Raw genomic sequence first — 22,225 nt, 5'->3', positions numbered from 1 at the left:
TAACGGGTCATTGTCTATTATTTATTTTCCGTAACCTTTTTCCCAGCAAGTGTTTCATAGGCTGCATCATCCGGTGCATCGCCTTTCGGCCAGTCATTCATTTTATCAGGAAAATCAGGTCTAGCCATGGAGTTAATATATGCTGCGATATTCATCGCCTCTTCATCGGTGAAGGAACCTGCTTCATATCCACCCATCGGTGATTTAGGCATATATTTTTTGATAAAGCCTCCTGCCGTTCTTACACGAGCCATACCCGCTCCAATATTGTAGGATTGGTCTCCCCAAAGCGGAAGTCCTGTGGCACCGCCGTCTCCGCCTTCTCCATGGCAGGCAATGCAAGCTTTATTGTAAAGTTCTTTTCCGGCATCCACATTTATCTTAGTTAGTTCACCCTCAGCTTTTGGCATTTTTGCCCACGGTCTTTCTTTCGTCCCATCAGGAACATTGGTTGAAATATAATTATAATAAGCTACCATTGCTTTCATTTCCTTGCTGTCTAACGGAAGCGGTTTTCCATTCATACTTCTTTTAAAACAGCCATTAATACGTTCTTCAATCGTAACCTCTTTTCCTGCACGTGGATTGTATTGTGGATAGGTTTTTGAAATACCTGCCAGGTCAAGGGAAGAACCTACACCACCATCCGCATGACAGCTGGCACAACTCAGTTTGTTTCCAACATACCCATCCAAAACCGTGCTTGTTTCATTATGTTCTTTTAACCCTAATTTGATTAATTCCCCTTCTTCCCCTTCTGGAATATCGTCCATACTTGGAGGTAAATAAGGATGTTCTGGTTTGGCTTCTGTTTGTTCTCCAGTCGTTGATGATGGTGCGGATGCTGCAGAACTTACCGCCGGCTGCCCCTTTGAATCTAGTACAAATAAGTAAAATACAGTAAACCCAAGCGCGATCGTGGCAACAATTGCTGCAACGGATGAAACAAATAATTTATTCATGTTTAAGCTCCTCTCCATATCAGGGGACTTCTCATAAAAGAAGATTTTCCGAATCGTTTTTACAAGCTCATTATCTAAAACCATTGTTAAGATTCGGTTAAGTAAAATTGAGGGTTTCGTGAACATGGTGTATATGAGAGGAGAGTTCACCAAATGTACAAAAGTAAAAGAATTTGGTAACAAAATCTACACTAAACATACATCACATTGCAATATTTTGCGGTATACTTTGTAAATATAAAGAAACATTGCAAATGATTGCATTTTATTGCAAAGTAGATTAATCTATACACAAGGAGATGTTTTATGCTAATTGAAGAAAGACTTGAAAAAGTACGGAAAATCATTGAAGAAAATAAGAGTGTGACAATAGAAAATCTTGCTGAATCGTTAGAAGTTTCAAAAGATACGATAAGAAGAGACTTAATTAAACTGGAAAAAAAGAATCTAATAAGAAGAATCCATGGGGGAGCAGCGTTAGCTAGTAAAGAGGCTCTTATTTTAAATTACTCAGAACGAGCAAATCAGGAAAACACGATTAAGGAAAAAATTGCAGAGAAGACTGCTGAATTAGTCAATGATCATTCATCCGTTATTTTTGATTCGTCTACAACGGTGGAAGCTGTTATTCCTAAATTAAACGGGAAGTGTTTGAAAGGGATTACCAACTCTCTTACTCATGCCATTCTTCTTTCTAAGAATGAAAGGACAAGTGTTTCCGTTCTTCCTGGCAAACTTAATAGTGAACAGTTGTTTTTATATGGGGCAGATACAGTGGATAAAATTAGACAATATAATGTTGACTATACATTGTTAGGGGTTTTTGCCATTTCTGAAATGGGCTTGTTTATTCATACAGAGGAGGAAGGGCTGGTTAAACGGGCAATGGTTCAGAAAGGGAACAAGATCATCGCTTTAGCCGATCATACAAAAATTAATACAAGTGGGTATTTCAAAATATGTTCTCTTGATGAAATTGATATATTGGTAACTGATAAGATGCCTGACCTAAAGTTTGTGGAGTGTTTAGCTCAAAATAATGTAGATCTAGTCGTTACTGAAGAATGAAAAGAAGAGGAGAATTCGTTTATGAACATTCAGAAACAAGTACTATTAAAGGAAATAGAGCAGCCTGAGATTTATGAACATGTTGCTCCAGTTTACTTAACTGATGAAACGATCAACGAAAGAAAAGAAAAACTTCTTCAATTGATGGAAAAAGAAGAGTATGATGCTTTGGTCATATACGCAGATAAAGAACATGGAAGTAATTTTGAATATTTGACGGGTTTTATTCCAAGATTTGAAGAAGCTCTTTTTGTAATGAAAAACAATGGAGAATGTTCCTATATTTTGGGGAATGAAAATCTAAAAATGGCAAAACATGCTCGTTTAGCGGGTACTGTCTATCCTTTTTCACTTTTTTCTTTGCCTAATCAACCGATGAACGATGATCAGCCCTTAGAAATGATATTAGATCAAATTAATTTCTCAACGAGTAAAAAGATTGGTCTTGTTGGCTGGAAAATGTTCACAACAAAAACACAAGATAATGATACGTTATTTGATATTCCTTATTTTATTGTTGAGGCATTTAGAAAGGCAAAGCATGATCATGCAAAGATTGTCAATGCAGCTTACTTATTGATAGGGGCAGACATGGGGGCTAGGACAACAAATAACGCTAATGAACTTGCTCATTATGAATATGGGTCAAACCTTGCTTCATCTTGTATGCTAAAAGCTTTGAATGCGATTGATATAGATGTGAAAGAATCCTTTTTAGGCAGCATTCTGAATGCCGATGGGCAAACAAATACTGTGGTTACCATTGCGGCTACTGGCAAGCGTTTTGAATATGCAAACGTTTATCCTACTAATAAACGGACCCAATTAGGCGATCCTCTATCATTAACCACGGGCTATAAGGGAGGGCTGACCAGTAGAACTGGGTTTATTGTTGAAAATAGGGAACAACTCCCTTCTACTCAAAAGGATTATTTAGATAAAGTCGCCATTCCTTATTATCAGACTGTTGTATATTGGTTAGAGAACATTAAAATAGGGATGTCTGGTGGAACCTTTTACGAGTTAATAGAAGGGATCTATCCGAAAGAAACGTACAATTGGCATTTAAATCCCGGTCATCTTGTTTCCGATGAAGAATGGATGTCTTCACCGATTTACCCGGATTCAATTGAAGAAATTAAAAGCGGAATGATTTTTCAAATTGACATTATCCCTTCCATTGAAGGCTATGCCGGTGTTAGTGCAGAAGATACCATTGCTCTTGCAAATGAAGAATTAAGAAATAAACTTAAGAACGAATACCCACAATTATGGGCGAGAATTCAAAAAAGAAGAAATTACATTCAAGAACAGCTAAATATCAATCTATCTGAAGAAGTACTTCCCCTATCAAACACCGTTGGTTATTATAGACCATATTTACTAACGAAAGATAAGGCATTAACCTGTAAATAAGCAATAGACTAAAAAAGGTCTTCATCCATTCAGGATGAAAGACCTTTGTTTCATTTTACTTTAATTTTTTCACTCCAGTTTCTAATATTTCCATTTGCAGCAGTGTCTGTTCGTCTGTAATGGTTTTATCTTTCCCATTGATAATGGCTTCATATAAATCATCATATACTCTTCCATAATCACCATTTACGGACTTCACTGTTTCTTCGTGGAATGTCCCATCTTCATCAATATATGTAAGTACACCATAATGTTTTATTGTATCTATCCCAAAGTCTTTGTTATCAGGCATATAAAATAACTTTAAATGTTCCTCCTGACGATCTTTCGTTTCTTTCACAAAGCATCCCTTTTTTCCATAAACGACGAAGCTTGGTCTTTCTTTTATTCTAAAATAACTGGATTTAACAGATACTTTTATCTTGCCATAATATAAATCTAAATCGAAATAATCATTCATTCTTCCTTGGCCTAATAATTGTCTGACATCATAATGTATTTGATCCGGCTGGCCAAAATAGCTAATCACCTGATCCATTGTATGGCAGCCATGTTCATACAAAAATGACCGAACAGGATGAAAAGAATGAACAGACTCAGGTACTTCGGGACGATAATAGTCATAATGCATTTCCACTTCGAGCAAGTCCCCTAGTTTCCCCTCTTCAATGACCTTTTGAACGGTTAAAAAGTCACTATCAAAACGTCTGTTTTGATACGTTTGAACAATCAATCCTTTCTCTCTTGCCAGTGCAAATATTTCTTTTGCCTGTTCCGAGGTTTCCATAAAAGGCTTTTCAACCAAACAGTTTTTATTTTTGTTTAACACTAATTTTGCGTATTCATAATGACTGTCCAGTCTTGTACAAATTACAATAAGTTGAATGTCCTTGTCATTTAATAGTTCATCTAAATCAGAAGTATAATTTACTCCTGCAATCCTTTCCCAACTTTCATGCTTAGGATTTCTTTGATAAATCGTTTTTACCTTTATATTCTCTCTTTGCAAGACGAACGGCAGATGATACCTGTTTGTGCTTTTTCCATTTCCAATATAACCAATAGTAAGCATAATGGCCCCCCTAAGTTCTATTTATATGAAAAGCACCTCCGATTATTATTACAGAGGTGCTGCTCTTTTTTCATTTATTACATTAAGTGGATTAAGTGGAAAACGATACCCACTACGAACAACCCAAGAATCATAACGATTGGAGAAACTTTCTTCTTAAGCAGCCACATGCAAAGGAATGTGATCAACAATCCAGCTAAACCAGGAATTAAGCTATCCAAGTTGGCTTGTAAAGTAGTTACTTTAACAGGTTCTAATGAAAGACCAGCAGCTTGCTGTTGTAATGCGGTTTTAATCCCTTCCGCTCCAGCAGGTAAATTACTCCAGTCAATATACGCACCTTCGGAAAGTTTCACTTCGGATACAACTGGCGCAAATTTCACAGATACCCAACGGTTAACTAATGCACCAAGGATGAACATACCCAGAATCGATGCACCTTTCGTAATATCTTGAAGGATTCCGCCAGATAAGTCGTCAGTAATTTTAGAACCAGCTTTGTAACCAAATTCTTGCGTATACCACGTGAATCCCATACGAATAAGATTCCATAAAACGAAGAAAATAATCGGCCCAAGAATGTTACCGGTCAAAGCAAGAGAAGCGCCTAAAGCACCAAGTATTGGTCTAACCGTGAACCAGAAAACCGGATCCCCGATACCTGCTAAAGGACCCATCATACCGACTTTAACCCCTTGAATGGCCGCATCGTCAACCGGCGCACCATTTGCACGTTCTTCTTCCAGCGCTAAAGTTACACCAATAATAGGTGAAGCTACATATGGGTGAGTATTAAAGAATTCTAAATGACGTTTTAGTGCAGCAGAACGATCTTCTTTCGTTTTATATAATCGTTTGATTGCGGGGATCATCGTATATGCCCAACCACCGTTTTGCATACGTTCATAGTTCCAAGAACCTTGAATGAAAGTGGAACGCCACCAAACAGAAATACGATCTTTTTTTGATAATCTCAATTCATTTGCCATTTTTGTGTCCTCCTCCTTCTTAGTAATTATCAATAATATCGCCTAGTGGATCACCAAATTTACCGTTGCCGCCATTACCTGAACCGCCTTGTTTAGAAAGCGCTAAGTAGATAAGTGCAAGAGCCACACCGATCGCTCCTAAACCGATAAGTGTAATTTGTGAAACAGTCGCTAATACAAAACCAATTGCGAAGAATGGCCATACTTCTTTTGTAGCCATCATGTTAATAACCATTGCATAACCAACGGCTACGACCATTCCCCCACCAATTGCTAAACCGTCTGTCAACCAAATTGGCATAGATGTGAGTAATTCTCTAACCGGACCTGCACCAATTGCTACAATTAATGCCGCTGGGATGGCAATACGCAAACCCTGCATGCAGATAGCAACGATTTGCCAAAATTCAACTTTTCTGATGTTTCCTTCTTGAGCTGCAGCATCCATAAAGTGTACGATGGCTGTTGCAAGTGTACGAACGATGATTGTTAATAAAAGGCCAGCAACTGCAAGCGGAACAGCAATCGCAATTGCAGAAGCCACACCAGCTTTACCTTGTCCACTTAAAACTAAAATAATAGCAGATGCAACTGAGGCTAACGCAGCATCCGGTGCTACGGCAGCTCCGATGTTAGCCCAACCTAAAGCGATCAGTTGAAGAGTACCACCTAAAATTAGACACGGTACTAAGTTTCCTGTAACTAAGCCAATTAACGTACAAGCAACGAGTGGCTGGTGGAATTGGAATTCATCCAAAATTCCTTCCATACCAGCTAAAAATGCTACGATACAGACTAATATTATTTGAATCACATTCAAATCCATGATTATTAATCCTCCGTTTTCTCTGGATTATTTTTGTTTGTTTAACTCTTCTTGAGCCTTCTTGATAATTTCATTCATGTCGCCTTTTGAATCGTTCGGCACTTTACGTACATCGAAATTCAAACCAGCTTCTTTTAACTTATTGAAAGTATTAATATCATCTTGGCTAAAGGCCAATACCTTATTCGGTTGAACTTTACCAGGTGAGTGTGCCATAGAACCAACGTTGATGGTCTTCAATGGAACGCCGCCTTCTACTGCTCTAAGCGCATCTTGCGGGTTTTCGAAAAGAAGTAACGCGCGCTGCCCGCCGAAATGTTGATCATCTTTTGCAAGATCAATCATTTTATTAACAGGAACAACGTGTGCCTTTACACCCGGAGGAGCAGCCTGTTGGATCAATTTCTTACGAAGGTCATCCTTAGCTACTGCATCAGATACTACGATGATACGTGTAGGCTGTGTCGTTTTTGTCCAAGCAGTTGCTACTTGTCCATGAAGAAGTCGTGAGTCAATGCGTGCTAACACATATTCAAATTTACCAGGAGCTCCTGCATTTGATGGTCCGGCAGCTGCTGTAGCAGAAGATGCTTCTGCTGGTTCTAATTGTTCAGGTTTTACTTTAACTCCTTCTTTAGCTGTACCCAAAATATGGGCGGCAATTTCATGCGCTGTGTTCATTGAGAAGCGCGATGCAAATGCTTCAATCAGCATTGGTAAGTTCATGCCAGCAACGATTGCCCATTTGTCATTGTGTTCTTCAAACAAGCTGTTGGCTTGATTGAAAGGAGTTCCACCCCAAAGATCGACTAAGAATAATACTTCGTCTTGGTTGTCGAAAGAAGCGATTGCTTCTTTTATTTTTGCCTTTACATCATCAGGTCCTTCGCTCGGCATTAATGTAACAGCTTTTACATTTTCTTGTTTTCCAAAGATCATCTCTCCGGATTGCAAGATACCATTGGAAAATTCACCGTGACTTGCAATGATAATTCCTACCATCTTTATACCTCCTATTATTATTTTTTCAGCTCATCTAAAGCGGTTACAGTTTCTACAAAACAACAAAAAAGGCATGAGCAAAAAGTAGATTGAATGAAGATTTAGGTATAGAATACCCCTTAATTCTTCATATCAATCACTACTTTTCACTCATGCCTGATCGAATCAGTAACACGTAAAAAATAATAGCGATTTAAATTTATTTTGTAAACGCTGTAAATAGAGTGTTAAATAAATAGCATCTGCATCAAATACATTCTTTTCAATATTTGCTGCATCACTTCAATGAGCTTCCACAAGAATTATATCACACTAATTATTCCTCTTACAAGAGGAGAAAAATTTATTTGTCCGTTAACAACTTTTTGATTTTTCTCTATAAAAAAATACAAGCTCAACCATGTCTTGTATTGTAAAACTATTTACTTTTTAAATTTACTCTTCAAGCCTCGTTTGATAACATCAAAGAAACTTAATGACTGGACCATCTGATTCGGATCAACGTATTCACGAATGGTTCGCAAAACTTTTTTCTGCTCTTTTGAAGAAAATGTATACTTCCCATTCCGCTTAGTTTGGATAGTATACCGTGGGATCCATTTCCCTTTGAACATGACGGAAGCGATCACGTACTCAACTTCTACCCATGGAATTTGAATAAACTTACGAGCATCACGATTATTGAAGAATTCAAATCCTTTGTCTCCAATCATTATTTTGCCATAGTCTGAAATTCCCATATGTGAGGTTGCATCAATAACTAAATCGACTTTTGTATTGATTGATTGGACCATTTGATGTACTCCATTTCTTTCTTATAATAAAAATTATTATACGCCTTTTTTCACTTCAAGCAAAAAATACGCGGGACAAGTTCGAGCAGTATCCTCAAAATTATAACAGACCGATTAAGGATCCGACAATATCGACCAAGAATAGACATAAGATAATAATAATTCTGAGTAGAAAGCAGTATACTGTATTTGAAGTAATCGATCCGCGAAAAAAAAAGAGAAGCAACGAGAAAGCTTGCTTCATCCACAGCATTGTTTTAATTTTTTTCCGCTGCCACATGGGCATGGAGCGTTGCGACTTGGTGTCTTTCCGTTGTAAAAGCGTGTAAGATTCTGTTCATACAATGTGGCTCTAACACCGTCGCCCAGCTGTTTCATGCGTTCGTCGGCGTAGCTGTATATTTGTTTGTAGCTGGAGCAGAAATAATCAACCTCTGATGTTGCAAGGTCAGGGCCCCACTTCCTGTTCCGCGGGCAGCCGCCATGGCAAAGCTTCTTCCATTCGCAGGTTTTACAAGGTTCAGGCAGATTCGGCTTCATACTCAAAAATTTATCGTATAAAGGGTGCGCCAAAATCTCATCAATCGAATGTATACCAACATTACCAATCTTCCAATCTGGATGAATGAAAAAATCACAGGGAAAAGCATCGCCATTTTGTTCTAATATAATCGTCTGCGGACAGGCCGCGCGATGGATACATAATCCTGGCTCCCGGTTCACATATACATTCAGCATTTCATCGAAAAAGCGGATGGATGACCGTGTCTCTCCATTATTGTACCAATAGTCAAACGCCTCACAGAGAAAATCTCCGTATTCCTTCGGTGTGATGTCATACACACCAGGCTTGTTAATTTCCTGCGAGCGAAAGTCCATACAAGGGATAAACTGGACAAAGTGAAACCCCTCATCCTCATAAAAGCGCAACATCTCAGTGGCTTTGGTCACATTCCCCTTATGAACAACTGTAAGAATGTTGAAATCAACTTGATGCTTGCGAAGAGAATCAATTCCCCGCATTACCCTGTCAAAACTGCCTTGCCCGCGGGAGTCCACCCTTTTAGCATCATGAACCTCTCTCGGCCCATCAAGGCTTACCCCGATTAAGAAGTTATATTTCTTAAAAAAACTTGCCCATTTATCAGTAATAAGGGTACCATTCGTCTGCAGCGAGTTGCTGATCATCGTGTTTTTTGGTGCATATTTTGCCTGAAGCATCACGACTTCCTCGAAAAAATCAAGGCCGGCTAAAAGCGGTTCGCCTCCCTGCCAGGCAAAGGTGGCAGCCCCTTTCGAGCGCTCCATGTATTCTTTGATGAATTTTTCCAAAACAATAGAGTCAATGCGATTAATTTTCTTCCCAGGCTTTCCACCGCAAGTACTGTAATAACAATACTCGCATGCTAAATTACAATCTTCTGAAACCGTCTTCCACATCACACTAATATTGCGGTTCGCTGTTGTCAGGCAGCCAGTACTCATAGCTCATCCCCCTAAGATGCTGTTGAACTTTGAAGGCCCTGACGACCAAACATCAGGGCAGAAAATATTATCTTTTGAATTCTTTAGCGTGCAATGGCCCGCCTTCTTTCATAACTGTCCATAACGGATCGACGTCAAAGTCCATTGTCGACATCATTTCATCATGCCACTCATTAAGGAAATAAACGGCCGTTTTGCAGATATCACGGCGTTCTTCAGCCAAGTTCTGCTGTTCATACGGATCATCCTTCAAGTTAAACAGCATTTCCTTCGGGAACCCGTTCTGTCCATCATGATAAGTGCGGATATAGAGCCAATCCTCAAACCTGACACTACGCTGGCAAACATGGGCACATTGTGACATAACCAAATATTCCCGACCTGTATCTTCACCTTTTATAATACTGTTAGCATAGCTTCTTCCATCCCATGACGGAGCATTTCGGGCTCCTAGCAAACTAGCAAAGGTTGGGGCAAGATCGATATGATAATGCAGGCCCTCATCAACCTTCCCTTTTAATCCAGTAGGCCAGCGAATAATCATCGGAATTCTGCATGTCCCTTGATCGGCCGTACCATGCTCAGAGTAAATCCCTAATTCGCCCATATTTTCGCCATGATCGGCAGTAATCAGAATGGCTGTGTCTTCCATAACACCCAGCTCCTCTAACTTTCGCAGCACATGACCAATATGGTTATCCATATAGCGAATGGCACAATCGTAGTTATCGAGTATCAATCGTAAATCATCGTAGTTTTCAATTTGCTTCCCATGGCGCGGCCATTTGAAGTAATGGGTTTTAGCAAGTTCATTCATATGATCGATGCTGTGCTGACACACCTTTTGCTTGTGCTGTTGAAATACCTCTTCCGTCAACCATTCAGGCAGCGGTTCATTCGCAAACGGTTGTCCGAACTCTTCGGGTGTCCGATAAGGAGTATGCGGATCCCAGAAATTCAAATGTAAAAACCAGTTATCTGAACTGCCGTTGTCATCCAGCCATTTAAGAGCTACCGGCAGCACCTGCTCCGCTGATTCGTGGCCCTTCGCTCCAACATTAAACACCTCATTGAATCCGGCATTGAACGTCCAGGCGGAATGTCTTTCAGCAAAAGTACTGATGGTTGTTGTTTTATAGCCAATCTGCCGTAGTGAACTCGGCAGACTCTCATAAACTAGCTTATCATTGAAGTCACGGCTAGGTCCTTCACGTCTCATATCCGCCGCTGTTCCACCATGGCCGACGACACCATTATGGATTCCGAATCTGCCTGACATTAAGGCCGAACGTGACGGCAGGCAAGGTGCATCTGTGCAATAATAATTCGTGAATATGACGCCCTCTTCTGCGATCTTGTCAATATTTGGTGTTGTATCCCGATGATATCCATAAGCACCAATATGGTCGGGGCGGAGCGAGTCTAAATCTAAATAAAGTATTCTCATAAGGTCTTCAACCTACCTTTGATGTTGTTGTAAAAAAGGCCCAAGCGTACTATAAAGCGGCTTGGGCACTGGAGCTGTTCCATTCCTAAAAGACAAGGATGCTAAAATCACCCCTTCACCGACCCTGCAATCCCATCGACAAAGTAGCGCTGCAAACAGAGGAAAATGACAACAATTGGCACGATCGCAATCGTTCCTCCTGCAGCAATCCCTGTCCAGTCGACGATGTTCTCACCGCGAAGGGCGTATAAACCAACCGACAGCGGCCTAGCGTCCGGAGCGTTGAGCGTCAAAATCAGCGGCATTAAAAACGAGTTCCAAGACCAGATAAATTGCATAATCACTACACTGCCGATAACAGGCTTCGCAAGTGGCAGCATAACAGTAAAAAAGGTCTGGAAAAAGCCGCTTCCGTCCATAAGGGCCGCTTCTTCAAGTTCTTTTGGAATTTTTGCAAAAAAGGTTGCAAATAACAAAATAAAAATAATATGATTGCCGCCGGACTCTGCGAGGATGACGCCAAATCTTGTATTCATCAGACCCATTGATTTGATTAAATCGTAAATTGGAATAATCGCAAACTCCGTTGGAACGAACATACTAGCAATTAATAGCGCATAAACGATTTTCTTGCCCCTAAACGAATAACGCCCGAGTACATACCCGCAAGTAGCAGTTGAGAGCAGCACGATGATAATCGTACCAACCGTAATAACGACACTGTTTAAAAAGTACTGTTCGAAATTCGCTTCATTCCATGCCCGGATGATATTTTCAAAAGTAAAGTGTTCTGGAATCAACGAAAGGCCATTTTTAAAAAATTCACCCTGCGTCTTAAAGGACGCTGAGACCATCCATAAGAACGGATAGATCCAGATCAAGCAAAAAGCGGTCATCCCGATGTAAAATGTTGATCTTCTCACACTTCTCATAAATTCTTACCACCTTTGATACGCTTTTGCACGAGGGATTGGATAATGGCGAGCAAACAAATTGTAACGGCAAAGAAGAGACCTGCTGCGGACGCATACCCTAATTGAGGGAGCCCCATTTCGCTGGTAAATGCATAGCGATAAATATAAGTCGATACCACATCGGTGGCAAAGAACGGCCCGCCGTTCGTCATCGTCTTTATTAAATCAAATGCTTTCAATGAATTGACGACATTCAATAAGAGAATGATCGTTCCGATTGGAATCAAAAGGGGAACCGTAATATAGAAGAATTTCTTTACCCCTGATGCCCCATCAACCTCTGCCGCTTCGTATAGATCCTTTGAAATCGACTGCAGGCCTGCAAGCCAGTAGATTAAGTTAACCCCAAGGTTTTTCCAAACTGAAATTAAAATGACCGTAAACATCGACCAATCAGCATCGCCTAACCAGTTGATTGGCCGCTCTAACAGACCGAGCTTCAATAATGTATCATTGACCGCCCCATCACTTCCCCAAATAAATACCATGATAATCCCGACAATGGAAGTAGTCGTGACGACTGGAAGGAAGATGAAGGTACGGAATAGATTGGCCGCCTTAAGTCCTGGACGATGCAAAATAACGGCGAGCACCAAAGCAACTAACAAATGAAATGGCACTGTGCCCAGCATGAATTTAAAGCTATTCTTAAATGCATTCCAGAAATAAGGATCCTGGGCGACATTAATGAAATTCCGCAGCCCGACAAATTTAGCATCCGGTGTCAGCCCTGACCAATCAAGAGTAGCATAGTACCAGCTGGCCAAAATTGGCCAGCCTTGGAACATTGCAAATAATGCTAACGTAGGGAATAAAAACACCCAGTACCAAGCTACATTACTCGATTTTGATTTTGTTTTCGTCTTCGTCTTTTTCTTTACTGTCAAACCGTCTGTGCTTAATGTACGAATGTTCTCCTTCATATAGTAGCTCCCTATTTCTTAATTGCCTCGTAATCTTGGGCCGTATAATCTTTATCGGGACTCCAATTAGAGAATTTGAAATCATCTTTACTTACCTTTGCACCTTCCGCTTTTGCTGCATCAATTGCTTGGTCAAGTGAAGTGTTTACATTTTTCGATAACATCTTAAGCTGATCTTTTGGATCCTTTAACGCACCGGCAATCACACCTTGAAGAATATCACCTAATCCTGGCTGCGGGTCTTTATATTTCCCAAAAATCTTAGCTGTTTCAGGGTTTCTAATTTCAACGCTTGGTGCTAAACGAGAATTTTCCATCGCGATATTGTAATATTGTTTAAATTGCTCGATTTCAGCAGCACTCTCGTTGACATCTTTTAAGATCGAGAAACGGTCTCCTGCTTTTACTAATACAGACTGATAATCTTTGCTGTAGTATTCTTTTAAATATTGGGCAGCAGCTTCAGGATGTTTACTTGTTTTCGCAATTCCAAGCCATGGCTGCAAGTTTGGTCTTGGCAAGTATCCTTCTTGACCGTTATCAGGAACTGGCGGCGCCATCACGCCAAAGTCCAAATCTGGATTGTCCTTTTTCCAAACACCGATGCACCATTCACCTTGAATAATGAATCCTGCTTGTCCTTGGCCAAATAATGCGCGTGCTTCAGGTGCAGCAATGCTCATTGTTTTTGGATGATAGCTTCCGTCATCATTCATCCCTTTAAATAGATTCATAACATCAACAACAGCCTTTGAGTCATAGTTTGCATCGTTGGTTACTAATGAAAGCGGAGAATGTGGATTCAAACCACTTCCACCTTGTGCAGACCAGTCAATCACTGGATTCTTCCAGCGGACAATGGTTTTTCCCCCTTCGATGATGCCATAGGCTTTTCCATCTTCCGCCTTTGTAATCGCTTTGGCTGCGGCACGGAATTCACTATATGTCTTTGGCGGATTCTCTGGATCTAACCCTGCATCTTTAAATAACTGTTTATTGTAAAAAACAAGTGTGTTTGGCAAATCCAATTTCGCTGGGATCGTATAGATTTTCCCATCCTGCATGGTAATGCCTTCAACGAAGACGCCATCCATGAAACGGCTCTTAAATTCATCGTCTAAATATTTGTCTAACGGCTGAAACCAATCGCCGGCAACCGCTGTGCTAAGTTTCATGCCCGGTGGAATTGGGAACAAATCCGGCGCATCACCTGATTTAATGGCGGTTGTAATCGTATTTTGGAATTGATCGCTTGTTAGCAGCGTGTATTCAATCTTAATATTTGGGTGTCTTGCTTCAAAATCTTTGATAAATTGATCACGGTACGGTTTCTCACTGTCCGCCCAGTCCATAACTCGTAAGGTGATCTGCTCATCCGTCTTTTTTTCCTCGGACTTTTCCTTTTTGCCACTATCAGCGGTAGATTTTGCACATCCAGCAAATATTTGTAAAATAAGTACTAACATGAGCAAAATTCCAATTGCTTTAAATTTCCTTTTCATATAAAAGCCCCCTTTTAAATTGTCATTTTTTTAGTTGTTAAACCATTCAAATTCCCATAATCATTGATTTTGAACGCGTTTTCAAAATCAATGATTTATGATCTATCCTTATAATATTTAATTTCAGATAATTCGGCAATGTAGCGATGATTCTTATTTTTGTATTTTTGATACTTTTTCGTTTTAGATTTTTATTTTTTTGAAGAGAAAAAAAACTCACCGAATATTGGTGAGTGAAAGGGAATGGATAAGAGCGAAGCAATGCTTTAAATCCCGGCGATGACAGATGGTGTGGCAATCGTGTGCCATAAATTTGCGCTGATCGCTTTCGTTTCTCCATCCTGTTCTTGCCCGTTATAGTAGAGAATTTCTTGCTCCAATTCTTCTAGCTCGACTACTCTACCCGTCAGGTACTCATCAAGCCGGTTGATGGCGGTTTGTATTCGCTGCAGCAGGCCGCCCATTCGAATGTCAAATACATCGAGCCCAAATATCTTATTTTCCGTCAGCCACTGGGTACGGTATGCAGCCATGAAATCCTCCGCTCGCCTTTTCATCTCAGGTAAAAGGGAATAACAATAGGCTCCTAGAATATCGCGATGTTTGCTGTGATAGGCGTTACGAATGTTAATTCCCGCCTCACACTTTAATTCTAGTAATCTGCTTAAGGCAAATTGCGTGCGGAACACTGCCTCCCAATTTGGGTTTCTACCCATACATTGTTCAAAGGTTTTTGTACAGCTGTGAAAATGGGAGGCGTACTCATTTGGCTTCACGTGCCGATCAAATAGCCCATACAGGATATCCTGGTATAATATATATTTCGGCGGGTTCATCGAGTGAATATCAAGTGAAGTGTTATCAGGCACAAGCATCGTCATATCTAAACTCATGAAATCAGCATAATGGCCATCAACACAGGTGGCGAATCGTTCCTCAAGACGGCTTGTATCTGCCTGGTCCGTATAACAAAGCTCCGCCCAAAGCTGCAACGTAGGAAGGATTGAATAAATGGAAGCTTCCGCACCGTTATCACCCCACGCCGTGATTAGCACATCCTTAATACCGTTACGCACACAGCTGTGATGTGCCATCTCCCCGGCATGCCGGCTAAATTGATTATTCGGTGAAAAACCCATCCATTTCCAAGCACCGCCTGCAAAAATAATCTTGTCACAAAGCTGTTTATGCTTCTTCAACATACCGTCATATTTTTCCGGTTCAACAGAATAGTAATCCCAATAAACGAGGGAAATATCATCAGGAATCATCTCCATCACATCCTGGCGAATGGGGCTGTCGATGTCATAATACTCACCTGCACTGGCCAGCCGGAAAAACATATCGCTCCACATCATCGGCTTGTAGCCGTACTTTCGAGCGATTTCCATGACACGATTAAAATGCTTCAGCATCAGGGTTGAACGGTCTTGATAGCCATGCTGATCAAGATATTTACCGAGCCCCATCATATGTGCTTCATCCATGCCGATATTGATGTTCCGGCTCGCGATATTTTCAGACATCGTCCGGAACATCGCTTCAATCAGTTGATACGTTTTTTCTTCATCAATTAGTAAAATATCATTACAATCGACGATATCGGAAAAAGAGTTCCACTTAAGAGCTGTTCCGAGATGTGCCAGTGTTTGGATGCAAGGAACAAGCTCAATCCCAAACCTATTTGCATACTGATCCATGGTCTTCAATTGTTCCCCAGTATACCTTCCGCGCATGTAACCAAAATACGGGTAATCCTTTATTTCATAAGTATCCTCTGTATATAATTGCACCGTAGAATAGCCCATCAAGGCCAGATGCTTGATGATTGTTTGAAAGGTTTCCACCTTTAAAACGGCATTTCTTGAGCAGTCAATCATGACACCGAGGCTGTTATAGATAGGCTTTTCCGTTATTTCGAATGGCTCGCCTTTTCTGATACCCTCTATTAATAGTCCAAGGGCACGGAAGAATTGATGTGCTTCTTGATAGGCGAGCTTCCCTTCATGACCATTAAATTGAACATAAATTCCGGATTCTATCTTTTCAACATGGATCGGGATTCCGCCATGCGATTGTTGGATGTTTAACAGATTTAGAATTTCATTGACAGGAAGGTCCTGTTGTTCCTCCAGCCCTACTAATTTTATGTCCATTCTATCAGCCTCCTAAAGCTGAGAAAAAAGGCTGCCCCTCACTTCGTGAAAATGAGCAGCCTCCTTTTCTTAATTTTTCAAAAAATTTATATCATCCAATAGCAGTTGAGCAAAGGATGAATCGATGTGTTTGCCCGATTGGGCTTGCAGCTCATTTTCTAACGAAACCAAGACGTTTGGTTCACCCTGCTTCTTGGCAGCCTGCTTCACCTTTGCGAGCAGACTATCATAAATACCCTGATTATGAATCTGGGATTTGCCTGCTTCCAAAACATCTGGCAGATGGGCCACATCGATTAGTATATTCAATGCGAATTCCTTCGTCGCTTCATTTCCAGCGTAATCCGCTGCGGTGATCTTGATCGTGTGCTTGCCTGCCTGCAGGGTTAACGGTGCAAGCTCGGATGGGTTTTGTACAGGTATTCCATCTAAGCTAACTTCATAATCGGTGATTCCGCTTAATTCATCCACCATACCGAAATCAATCGTCACTGTTTCGAACTGATAAACATCTAATGATCCTTTTGGCGTAATTTGGGGAGCTGTCCGATCGATTTTCACAAACGCTGTTTTGACGTCTTCCATATTTCCTTCATGGTCGACACTGTAGTATTTCAGTGTATGGACACCGTCATCCATGATTCTGACGGAAGTCCCCACGACAAATGAGCTGTCATCTAAACTGTAGAAGGTTTTCGCTACCCCGCTGCCTTCATCTGCGGCTGATAGGTTTACTATTTGTTCATCACGGTGCCATCCTTCCGTGGCATCGTCCGTTGTAACTGGTGGTGTTCTGTCAAGGTCAGCTGCGATCCCGTAAACCTCCGCTTCGACATAATGATTCCAAACATTTCCGATGCTGCCGTTGGACCAAAAACGAACGTATCTTGCATTCACCGGTGTGAATGTGATTTCCTTGCCGTCTGCCGATTCCTTATACTCTTTGTCCGCACCCACACCTTGGCCTGCACTATTGTCGGCATCATTATTAAACACAGTTGTCACATGACTTGAAAAATCAGGCGTAGTTGACAGCTGGATAATGACATCCTTATAGGTTCGGGCATCCGCAAAATAATGCCACAGCTTCACACTGCTTAGATTGTAAACGGCCCCTAGATCAAGCTGCATCCACTGCAGCCCCTTTGCAAGCCCCGCATACTGATTGGAATCGTTTGTCAGGCCATCCGTAATCCGCTCGGAATCATTCACAAAGCTGCCTGATGTTGGCGCTTTACCAAGAGCGACATTCGTCGGTGTCAAACTTGTTCCATATACTTTTGCCTCGACCATATGGTTCCATGCATTGGTCTTGCTGCCATTCGACCAGAATCGAACATATCTTGCCTCAACAGGGGCAAAGGTGATTTCCTTTCCATTTGCTGTTTCCTTGTATTCTTGATCCGTGCCGGCACCTTGGCCTGCACTATTGTCAGTATCATTATTAAATACCGTCGTGACTCCGCTTGAGAAATCGGGCGTATTGGAAAGCTGGACAATCACATCATTATAGGTTCGGCCACCGCCGAAATAATGCCACAGCTTCACACGGTTGACTTTATACTCACCGCCGAGGTCGAGCTGCATCCACTGCACACCTTTGTCAAGCCCAGTATATTGGTTCGTATCGTTCGCCAAGCCATCAGTTGCAAGCGCCGGATTTTGAAGGAAGCTCCCTGAGGTCGTAGCGGTTTTCCCTAAGGCAATATTATTTAAGTCATCGTTTGAAACGGGCGGGTCTTCCGGCTCTGTTGGCGGCGCTGCTTCTTTATCGGTCTGCTGCTCGTAAGCACCGCGATCCGGCTGCTGGTAATAAAGCGGGTTGCCCCAGAAATCTGTACCGCCATTATTCGTGATTACCGCCCCGCTATTGATTGCCGGCGAATAATTTTTCAATTGGTAGCCATCCAAGTCATTTATGCTTGTAGCTTTCCCTGGATTGATAAACACAGGATTAGCGGTAAGCATATTGGCATCAGGGATGGCTGCCTTCGTTGGGACATTGTTACCGTAGAATAGGTTGCCGTCATATTTCCAGGTAGACTTGGCTGTATAACCGCCTGTACCAAGATTATAGAATATATTATTGTTAAAAATGGCTTCGCCATTCCCTGCCGGTGCATTTCCGTTTTGGTCAATCAAGAGATTATTCTTGATTCCCGGTCCGACATAAAACACATTGTTATAGAATTGCATATTGCTATAGTTGCTGCCGCTGCACACGGTAATCATCTGATAATGGTCATTTTGGCTGATATTATAGCGGAAAATGCCGTCAGAAACGGAACCGTTCTTTTCATTTTGACAAATCAGCACCGTGCCGCCTTCGTTGTCATGGCTGTAGTTATATTGAAAAATAAGCCCCTTCGTTCCATTATCATAGTCAAATGACATGCCGTCTTTAATGGTTTTTCCACCGGAAACCTCGTTAAATTGGTAAACGGTGTAATCTCCGTTATAGGTCCACATCCCGGCGTTATAATCTTTCTCGGCTTCGTTGTATCCATGCACCCGATTATGCTCCACCAGCGCACCGGTTGTAATATGCGGTACAATCCCATCGCCGCTAACATGAAGGACCTCATTACCTCGAATCACAACATTCGTAGCCGGTGTCCATGGGATGGTCGGGTCAACAACAGGTCCACCTTGCTGCTCGCGGTGAGTCCAAGCGGAATTAACCATAATTCCTGTCCGGGTTACATTTTCCACCTTATTATTTTCAATCAGAACCTGATCAAATTTGGTTACCCGATGCGGCAGTCCTTCCTGGTTCCGTCTTACTAACACATTGATTCCGGCACTGCCATAGACCCCTTTTTTATGAAGGCCGTTCACATCGTGAATGTAGAGGTCATGCAGATGAATATTATGTAATACAGCTACATTCTCAATATCATCCGTGTCCCCTGCTTGATAATCTTCTCCAATGATTTCCACACCAGTCCGCGGCTCCGTTCCCGGCACCGGTGTATAATTAGTCACTTCAATATTTCCGATACGCCAATGCTCCTGATTATACAATCCAATAACATATGGCACTCCTTGCCCTTCGATTAATGGCTTAGAGCCTTCCCCATACTTGTCCAAGATGATTGGTTTTTCAGCGGTCCCCGATCCTAACGGATGAAGCGATCCTGTCCATTTCTCTCCTGACTTCAACAGGATTTTATCACCTGGCTGAAACGTTGTTGAGCTTACTTTTTCAAGAGACTTCCATGGGCTTTGTTGGGATAAACCGTCATTTGCATCATCGCCATTTGTTGCGTCAACATAATAGATGAACGACTCTTGACCTGCTCCCGATAGGGTGGCACCCGCTGCATTTACACTTGCATCTGAAAAAATCGAAAAGCCAAACACCAGTAAGACCAAAACTAATACCCATTTTTTCAATTTCACTTGCATCTTTCCCTTCCCTCCTGTCACTAGCGTATCTACTTTGGATCATAGATGAATAGGTCCTTCACCTAAAATGTTGGTTTATAAAAACAGCCTCCTAACTATTCGATTGTAGTCAGGAAGCTGTTTAAACTTTTTAGGAAAATAGGCCTAATACACTTGTAAAATAAGCACCAGTGATCAATGAATTCCTTCGTCTGCGAAAGCCCTTTGACGAAGACTCACCCTGCTTTTTTTCAAGCACGATTCATCTACTACCCCTTATCAATACAGAGCTTGAACGCGTTTGCAAAACTCTTAATCCTAATAGTAGTAGACATCTACTTATCTAACAATGTAGGGATGAATCCTTTTTTTGTATTTTTGATACTTTTTCGAAATTCACTTGGAGAGATTTTAAAGGCACTCCGGAATGTATGAGTGAAATGAGGAGAATCACAAAATCCGCACTTTTGAGCAATTACTTCCATCGTATCATCGGTTGTTTCGAGCAGTCGTTTGGCATGCAGCAGCCTAAGTTTTTTCACCATTTTCATTGGTGTCAGACCATAAATTTCTTTAAAGGCACGGCTGAAATAAACAGGATTCATATGATAGATTTGCGCCAATTCATCACGCGTTATATTCTCTCCCAATCTTTTCTCGATATAATGAAGCACATTGTTGAACCGGTCCGTGATATATGCCTCATTCGGCGAACGTTTTCCTCCAAACTTCGAGCTTTCGATCACTTCATGGAGTAACGAGAAGGCGAGAAAGCTGGACTGAACGGTTCGGTACTCGTTTGTTTCCTGGAGCCAAATGCTTCTCAGTTCATCAAACTTCTTCTCATACAGGATTGGATCACGAATTTTCACCACTTTCCCAAGTGGATACATACTAAAGAAATCCACTTCCTCCATTACCTTTAAGTCAATATTGAAAAGATAGTGGATCCCATCCGTTTTGGAAATAACATTAAACGGCTTATGGGGCCGATGAATCATCACATCCCCTTGCTCGGCCACATACTCCTTTCCTTCAAAAGTTGTCGTGACTTCCCCTTTTTTAATATAGGCAATTGTACAACAAGACTGCACATAATCAAAAATTACCCGCGACTTATACTGGATCTTCTTGACATCAAACAACGTCACCTTCAACTGATCACTAACACTAAACGACATTGTGTACCCTCCTTTGCCAGGGAAGCACAGAAACTTCTTCTGCTTCCTTCTAAGACAATCTTCCGCATCTTAGTCTTTTTATATAAAAATATAGCATACTTAGAAATGCTAGTAGCGATATTATTTTTAAAAACATTTGGTATTTTCGGAAAATTGCTATTGGTGATTAAATAAATATTTTAATAGTATGAAAGTATCGGTAACACCGACTACCTAAAAAACCCCCGTACAATCTCGATAAATTCCCCCGGCTTTTCGACCACTGTCCAATGGCCGCACTCCTTGATTACGGTTAATTTTGCATTCGGTAAATACTGTATCAGCAATTCGTTTATTTTTTCAGGAGTAATCATGTCGCTTTCTCCCTGAACAATGAGAACCGGAATGTCCGCAAGTCTGTGAAGATCCGACTTCACATTGTAATGTTCCATGATGTCCTTACCCATAATCGTGTTTACTTCGGCATTGCTCTTGGTTTTGGTTTTACGCGCTAAAGCATCTACCGAATGGACATAGTAGGGGTCAAGAATCCGGAAAAGTTCCTTTGTACCCGCCTCGTCCGTTTCCATTTTTTCCATGATCAGATCCAACATATCTCTATCTTCGCCTGAGAGCCTTGCAAGCAGCTCCTTTTCAAATTCCTCGAACCCCTCAGCTGTGGCGCCCACAGCCGCAGTCAACAGAAGTTTTTCTACATGATCTGGGTACTTAACAGCATATAAAAGGGCTAGCATCGAACCCCATGATTCCCCAATCAGTTTAAGTTTATCCATTCCTAATTGTTGCCGGAGTTCTTCCAGAGTTTCCACCTCTTCAGCCATCGTATAGTCTGCAGAAGGTGCAGGCTCAGACTGGCCGCAGCCTCTTTGATCATAAAAAACCAACTGAAAATCCTGTGCCAGCGGTTCTAGGTGCGGCAGAAAGAATCGGTGTTCACCCCCTGGTCCACCGTGAAGGCAAATCACGGGATCCCCTGCCCCGATTTTTTTGACAAAAATCTTCAGTCCCCTGAGTTTTAGAAATTGCTCCACTTCCATTTGA

Annotated in this window: 17 protein-coding genes; 2 read left to right on the top strand and 15 right to left on the bottom strand. The window is 41.4% G+C overall.

Going from position 1 to position 22,225, the window contains the following annotated elements:
* Positions 1–17: 17 nt before the first annotated feature.
* Positions 18–962: a c-type cytochrome gene (locus FAY30_RS01760; protein ID WP_190284786.1), complete on the bottom strand. Its 945-nt coding sequence runs from the start codon at positions 960–962 to the stop codon at positions 18–20.
* 306 nt (positions 963–1,268) lie between these two features.
* Between FAY30_RS01760 and FAY30_RS01755 the strand changes: the two genes are divergently transcribed.
* Both FAY30_RS01755 and FAY30_RS01750 read left to right on the top strand, forming a co-directional pair.
* Positions 1,269–2,030 carry a DeoR/GlpR family DNA-binding transcription regulator gene (locus tag FAY30_RS01755; RefSeq protein WP_149868276.1) on the top strand — a complete coding sequence of 254 codons (762 nt, stop codon included), beginning with the start codon at positions 1,269–1,271 and terminating at the stop codon, positions 2,028–2,030.
* A 21-nt stretch (positions 2,031–2,051) separates the two neighbouring features.
* On the top strand, positions 2,052–3,446 hold the full coding sequence (locus tag FAY30_RS01750) for a M24 family metallopeptidase (protein ID WP_149868275.1): 1,395 nt from the start codon (positions 2,052–2,054) through the stop codon (positions 3,444–3,446).
* Positions 3,447–3,501: 55 nt separating this feature from the next.
* On the opposite strand, the gene FAY30_RS01745 is transcribed toward FAY30_RS01750, so the two are convergent.
* The 14 genes from FAY30_RS01745 to FAY30_RS01680 all read right to left on the bottom strand — a co-directional run bounded on the left by FAY30_RS01745 (position 3,502) and on the right by FAY30_RS01680 (position 22,221).
* Positions 3,502–4,518, bottom strand: coding sequence for an oxidoreductase (locus FAY30_RS01745; protein ID WP_149868274.1), 1,017 nt, complete (start codon positions 4,516–4,518; stop codon positions 3,502–3,504).
* Positions 4,519–4,595: 77 nt separating this feature from the next.
* The gene (locus FAY30_RS01740) at positions 4,596–5,507 is read right to left on the bottom strand and encodes a PTS system mannose/fructose/sorbose family transporter subunit IID (protein WP_149868273.1); all 912 of its coding nucleotides are present in this window, start codon (positions 5,505–5,507) and stop codon (positions 4,596–4,598) included.
* 19 nt (positions 5,508–5,526) lie between these two features.
* Complete coding sequence (locus tag FAY30_RS01735; RefSeq protein WP_149868272.1) at positions 5,527–6,333, bottom strand: PTS mannose/fructose/sorbose transporter subunit IIC; 807 nt, start codon at positions 6,331–6,333, stop codon at positions 5,527–5,529.
* A 27-nt stretch (positions 6,334–6,360) separates the two neighbouring features.
* Positions 6,361–7,335, bottom strand: a complete 975-nt coding sequence (locus FAY30_RS01730) for a mannose/fructose/sorbose PTS transporter subunit IIA (RefSeq protein ID WP_149868271.1) — start codon at positions 7,333–7,335, stop codon at positions 6,361–6,363.
* A 422-nt stretch (positions 7,336–7,757) separates the two neighbouring features.
* On the bottom strand, positions 7,758–8,129 hold the full coding sequence (locus FAY30_RS01725) for a DUF956 family protein (protein WP_149868270.1): 372 nt from the start codon (positions 8,127–8,129) through the stop codon (positions 7,758–7,760).
* 240 nt (positions 8,130–8,369) lie between these two features.
* Positions 8,370–9,614, bottom strand: coding sequence for an anaerobic sulfatase maturase (locus tag FAY30_RS01720; protein ID WP_149868269.1), 1,245 nt, complete (start codon positions 9,612–9,614; stop codon positions 8,370–8,372).
* 67 nt (positions 9,615–9,681) lie between these two features.
* Positions 9,682–11,061, bottom strand: coding sequence for a sulfatase family protein (locus FAY30_RS01715; RefSeq protein WP_149868268.1), 1,380 nt, complete (start codon positions 11,059–11,061; stop codon positions 9,682–9,684).
* A gap of 107 nt (positions 11,062–11,168) precedes the next feature.
* Positions 11,169–11,993: a carbohydrate ABC transporter permease gene (locus FAY30_RS01710; RefSeq protein ID WP_149868267.1), complete on the bottom strand. Its 825-nt coding sequence runs from the start codon at positions 11,991–11,993 to the stop codon at positions 11,169–11,171.
* Positions 11,990–12,958, bottom strand: coding sequence for a carbohydrate ABC transporter permease (locus FAY30_RS01705; RefSeq protein ID WP_149868266.1), 969 nt, complete (start codon positions 12,956–12,958; stop codon positions 11,990–11,992). The genes FAY30_RS01710 and FAY30_RS01705 overlap by 4 nt, the downstream gene beginning before the upstream one ends.
* A gap of 11 nt (positions 12,959–12,969) precedes the next feature.
* Entirely contained in the window at positions 12,970–14,460 is a 1,491-nt protein-coding gene (locus FAY30_RS01700; RefSeq protein ID WP_149868265.1) for an ABC transporter substrate-binding protein, read from the bottom strand.
* Positions 14,461–14,726: 266 nt separating this feature from the next.
* Complete coding sequence (locus FAY30_RS01695) at positions 14,727–16,616, bottom strand: beta-N-acetylhexosaminidase (protein ID WP_149868264.1); 1,890 nt, start codon at positions 16,614–16,616, stop codon at positions 14,727–14,729.
* A gap of 69 nt (positions 16,617–16,685) precedes the next feature.
* Positions 16,686–20,024: an OmpL47-type beta-barrel domain-containing protein gene (locus FAY30_RS01690; protein ID WP_149868263.1), complete on the bottom strand. Its 3,339-nt coding sequence runs from the start codon at positions 20,022–20,024 to the stop codon at positions 16,686–16,688.
* Between the two features lie 314 nt (positions 20,025–20,338).
* Complete coding sequence (locus FAY30_RS01685; protein WP_149868262.1) at positions 20,339–21,184, bottom strand: AraC family transcriptional regulator; 846 nt, start codon at positions 21,182–21,184, stop codon at positions 20,339–20,341.
* 209 nt (positions 21,185–21,393) lie between these two features.
* Complete coding sequence (locus FAY30_RS01680; RefSeq protein ID WP_149868261.1) at positions 21,394–22,221, bottom strand: alpha/beta fold hydrolase; 828 nt, start codon at positions 22,219–22,221, stop codon at positions 21,394–21,396.
* Between the last annotated feature and the right edge of the window lie 4 nt (positions 22,222–22,225).

Origin of the sequence: Bacillus sp. S3 (assembly GCF_005154805.1) — a bacterium.
Lineage (GTDB): Bacteria > Bacillota > Bacilli > Bacillales > Cytobacillaceae > Neobacillus.
The sequence above is the reverse complement of the archived record's forward strand: the minus strand, read 5'-3'. Positions and strand labels throughout refer to the sequence as shown.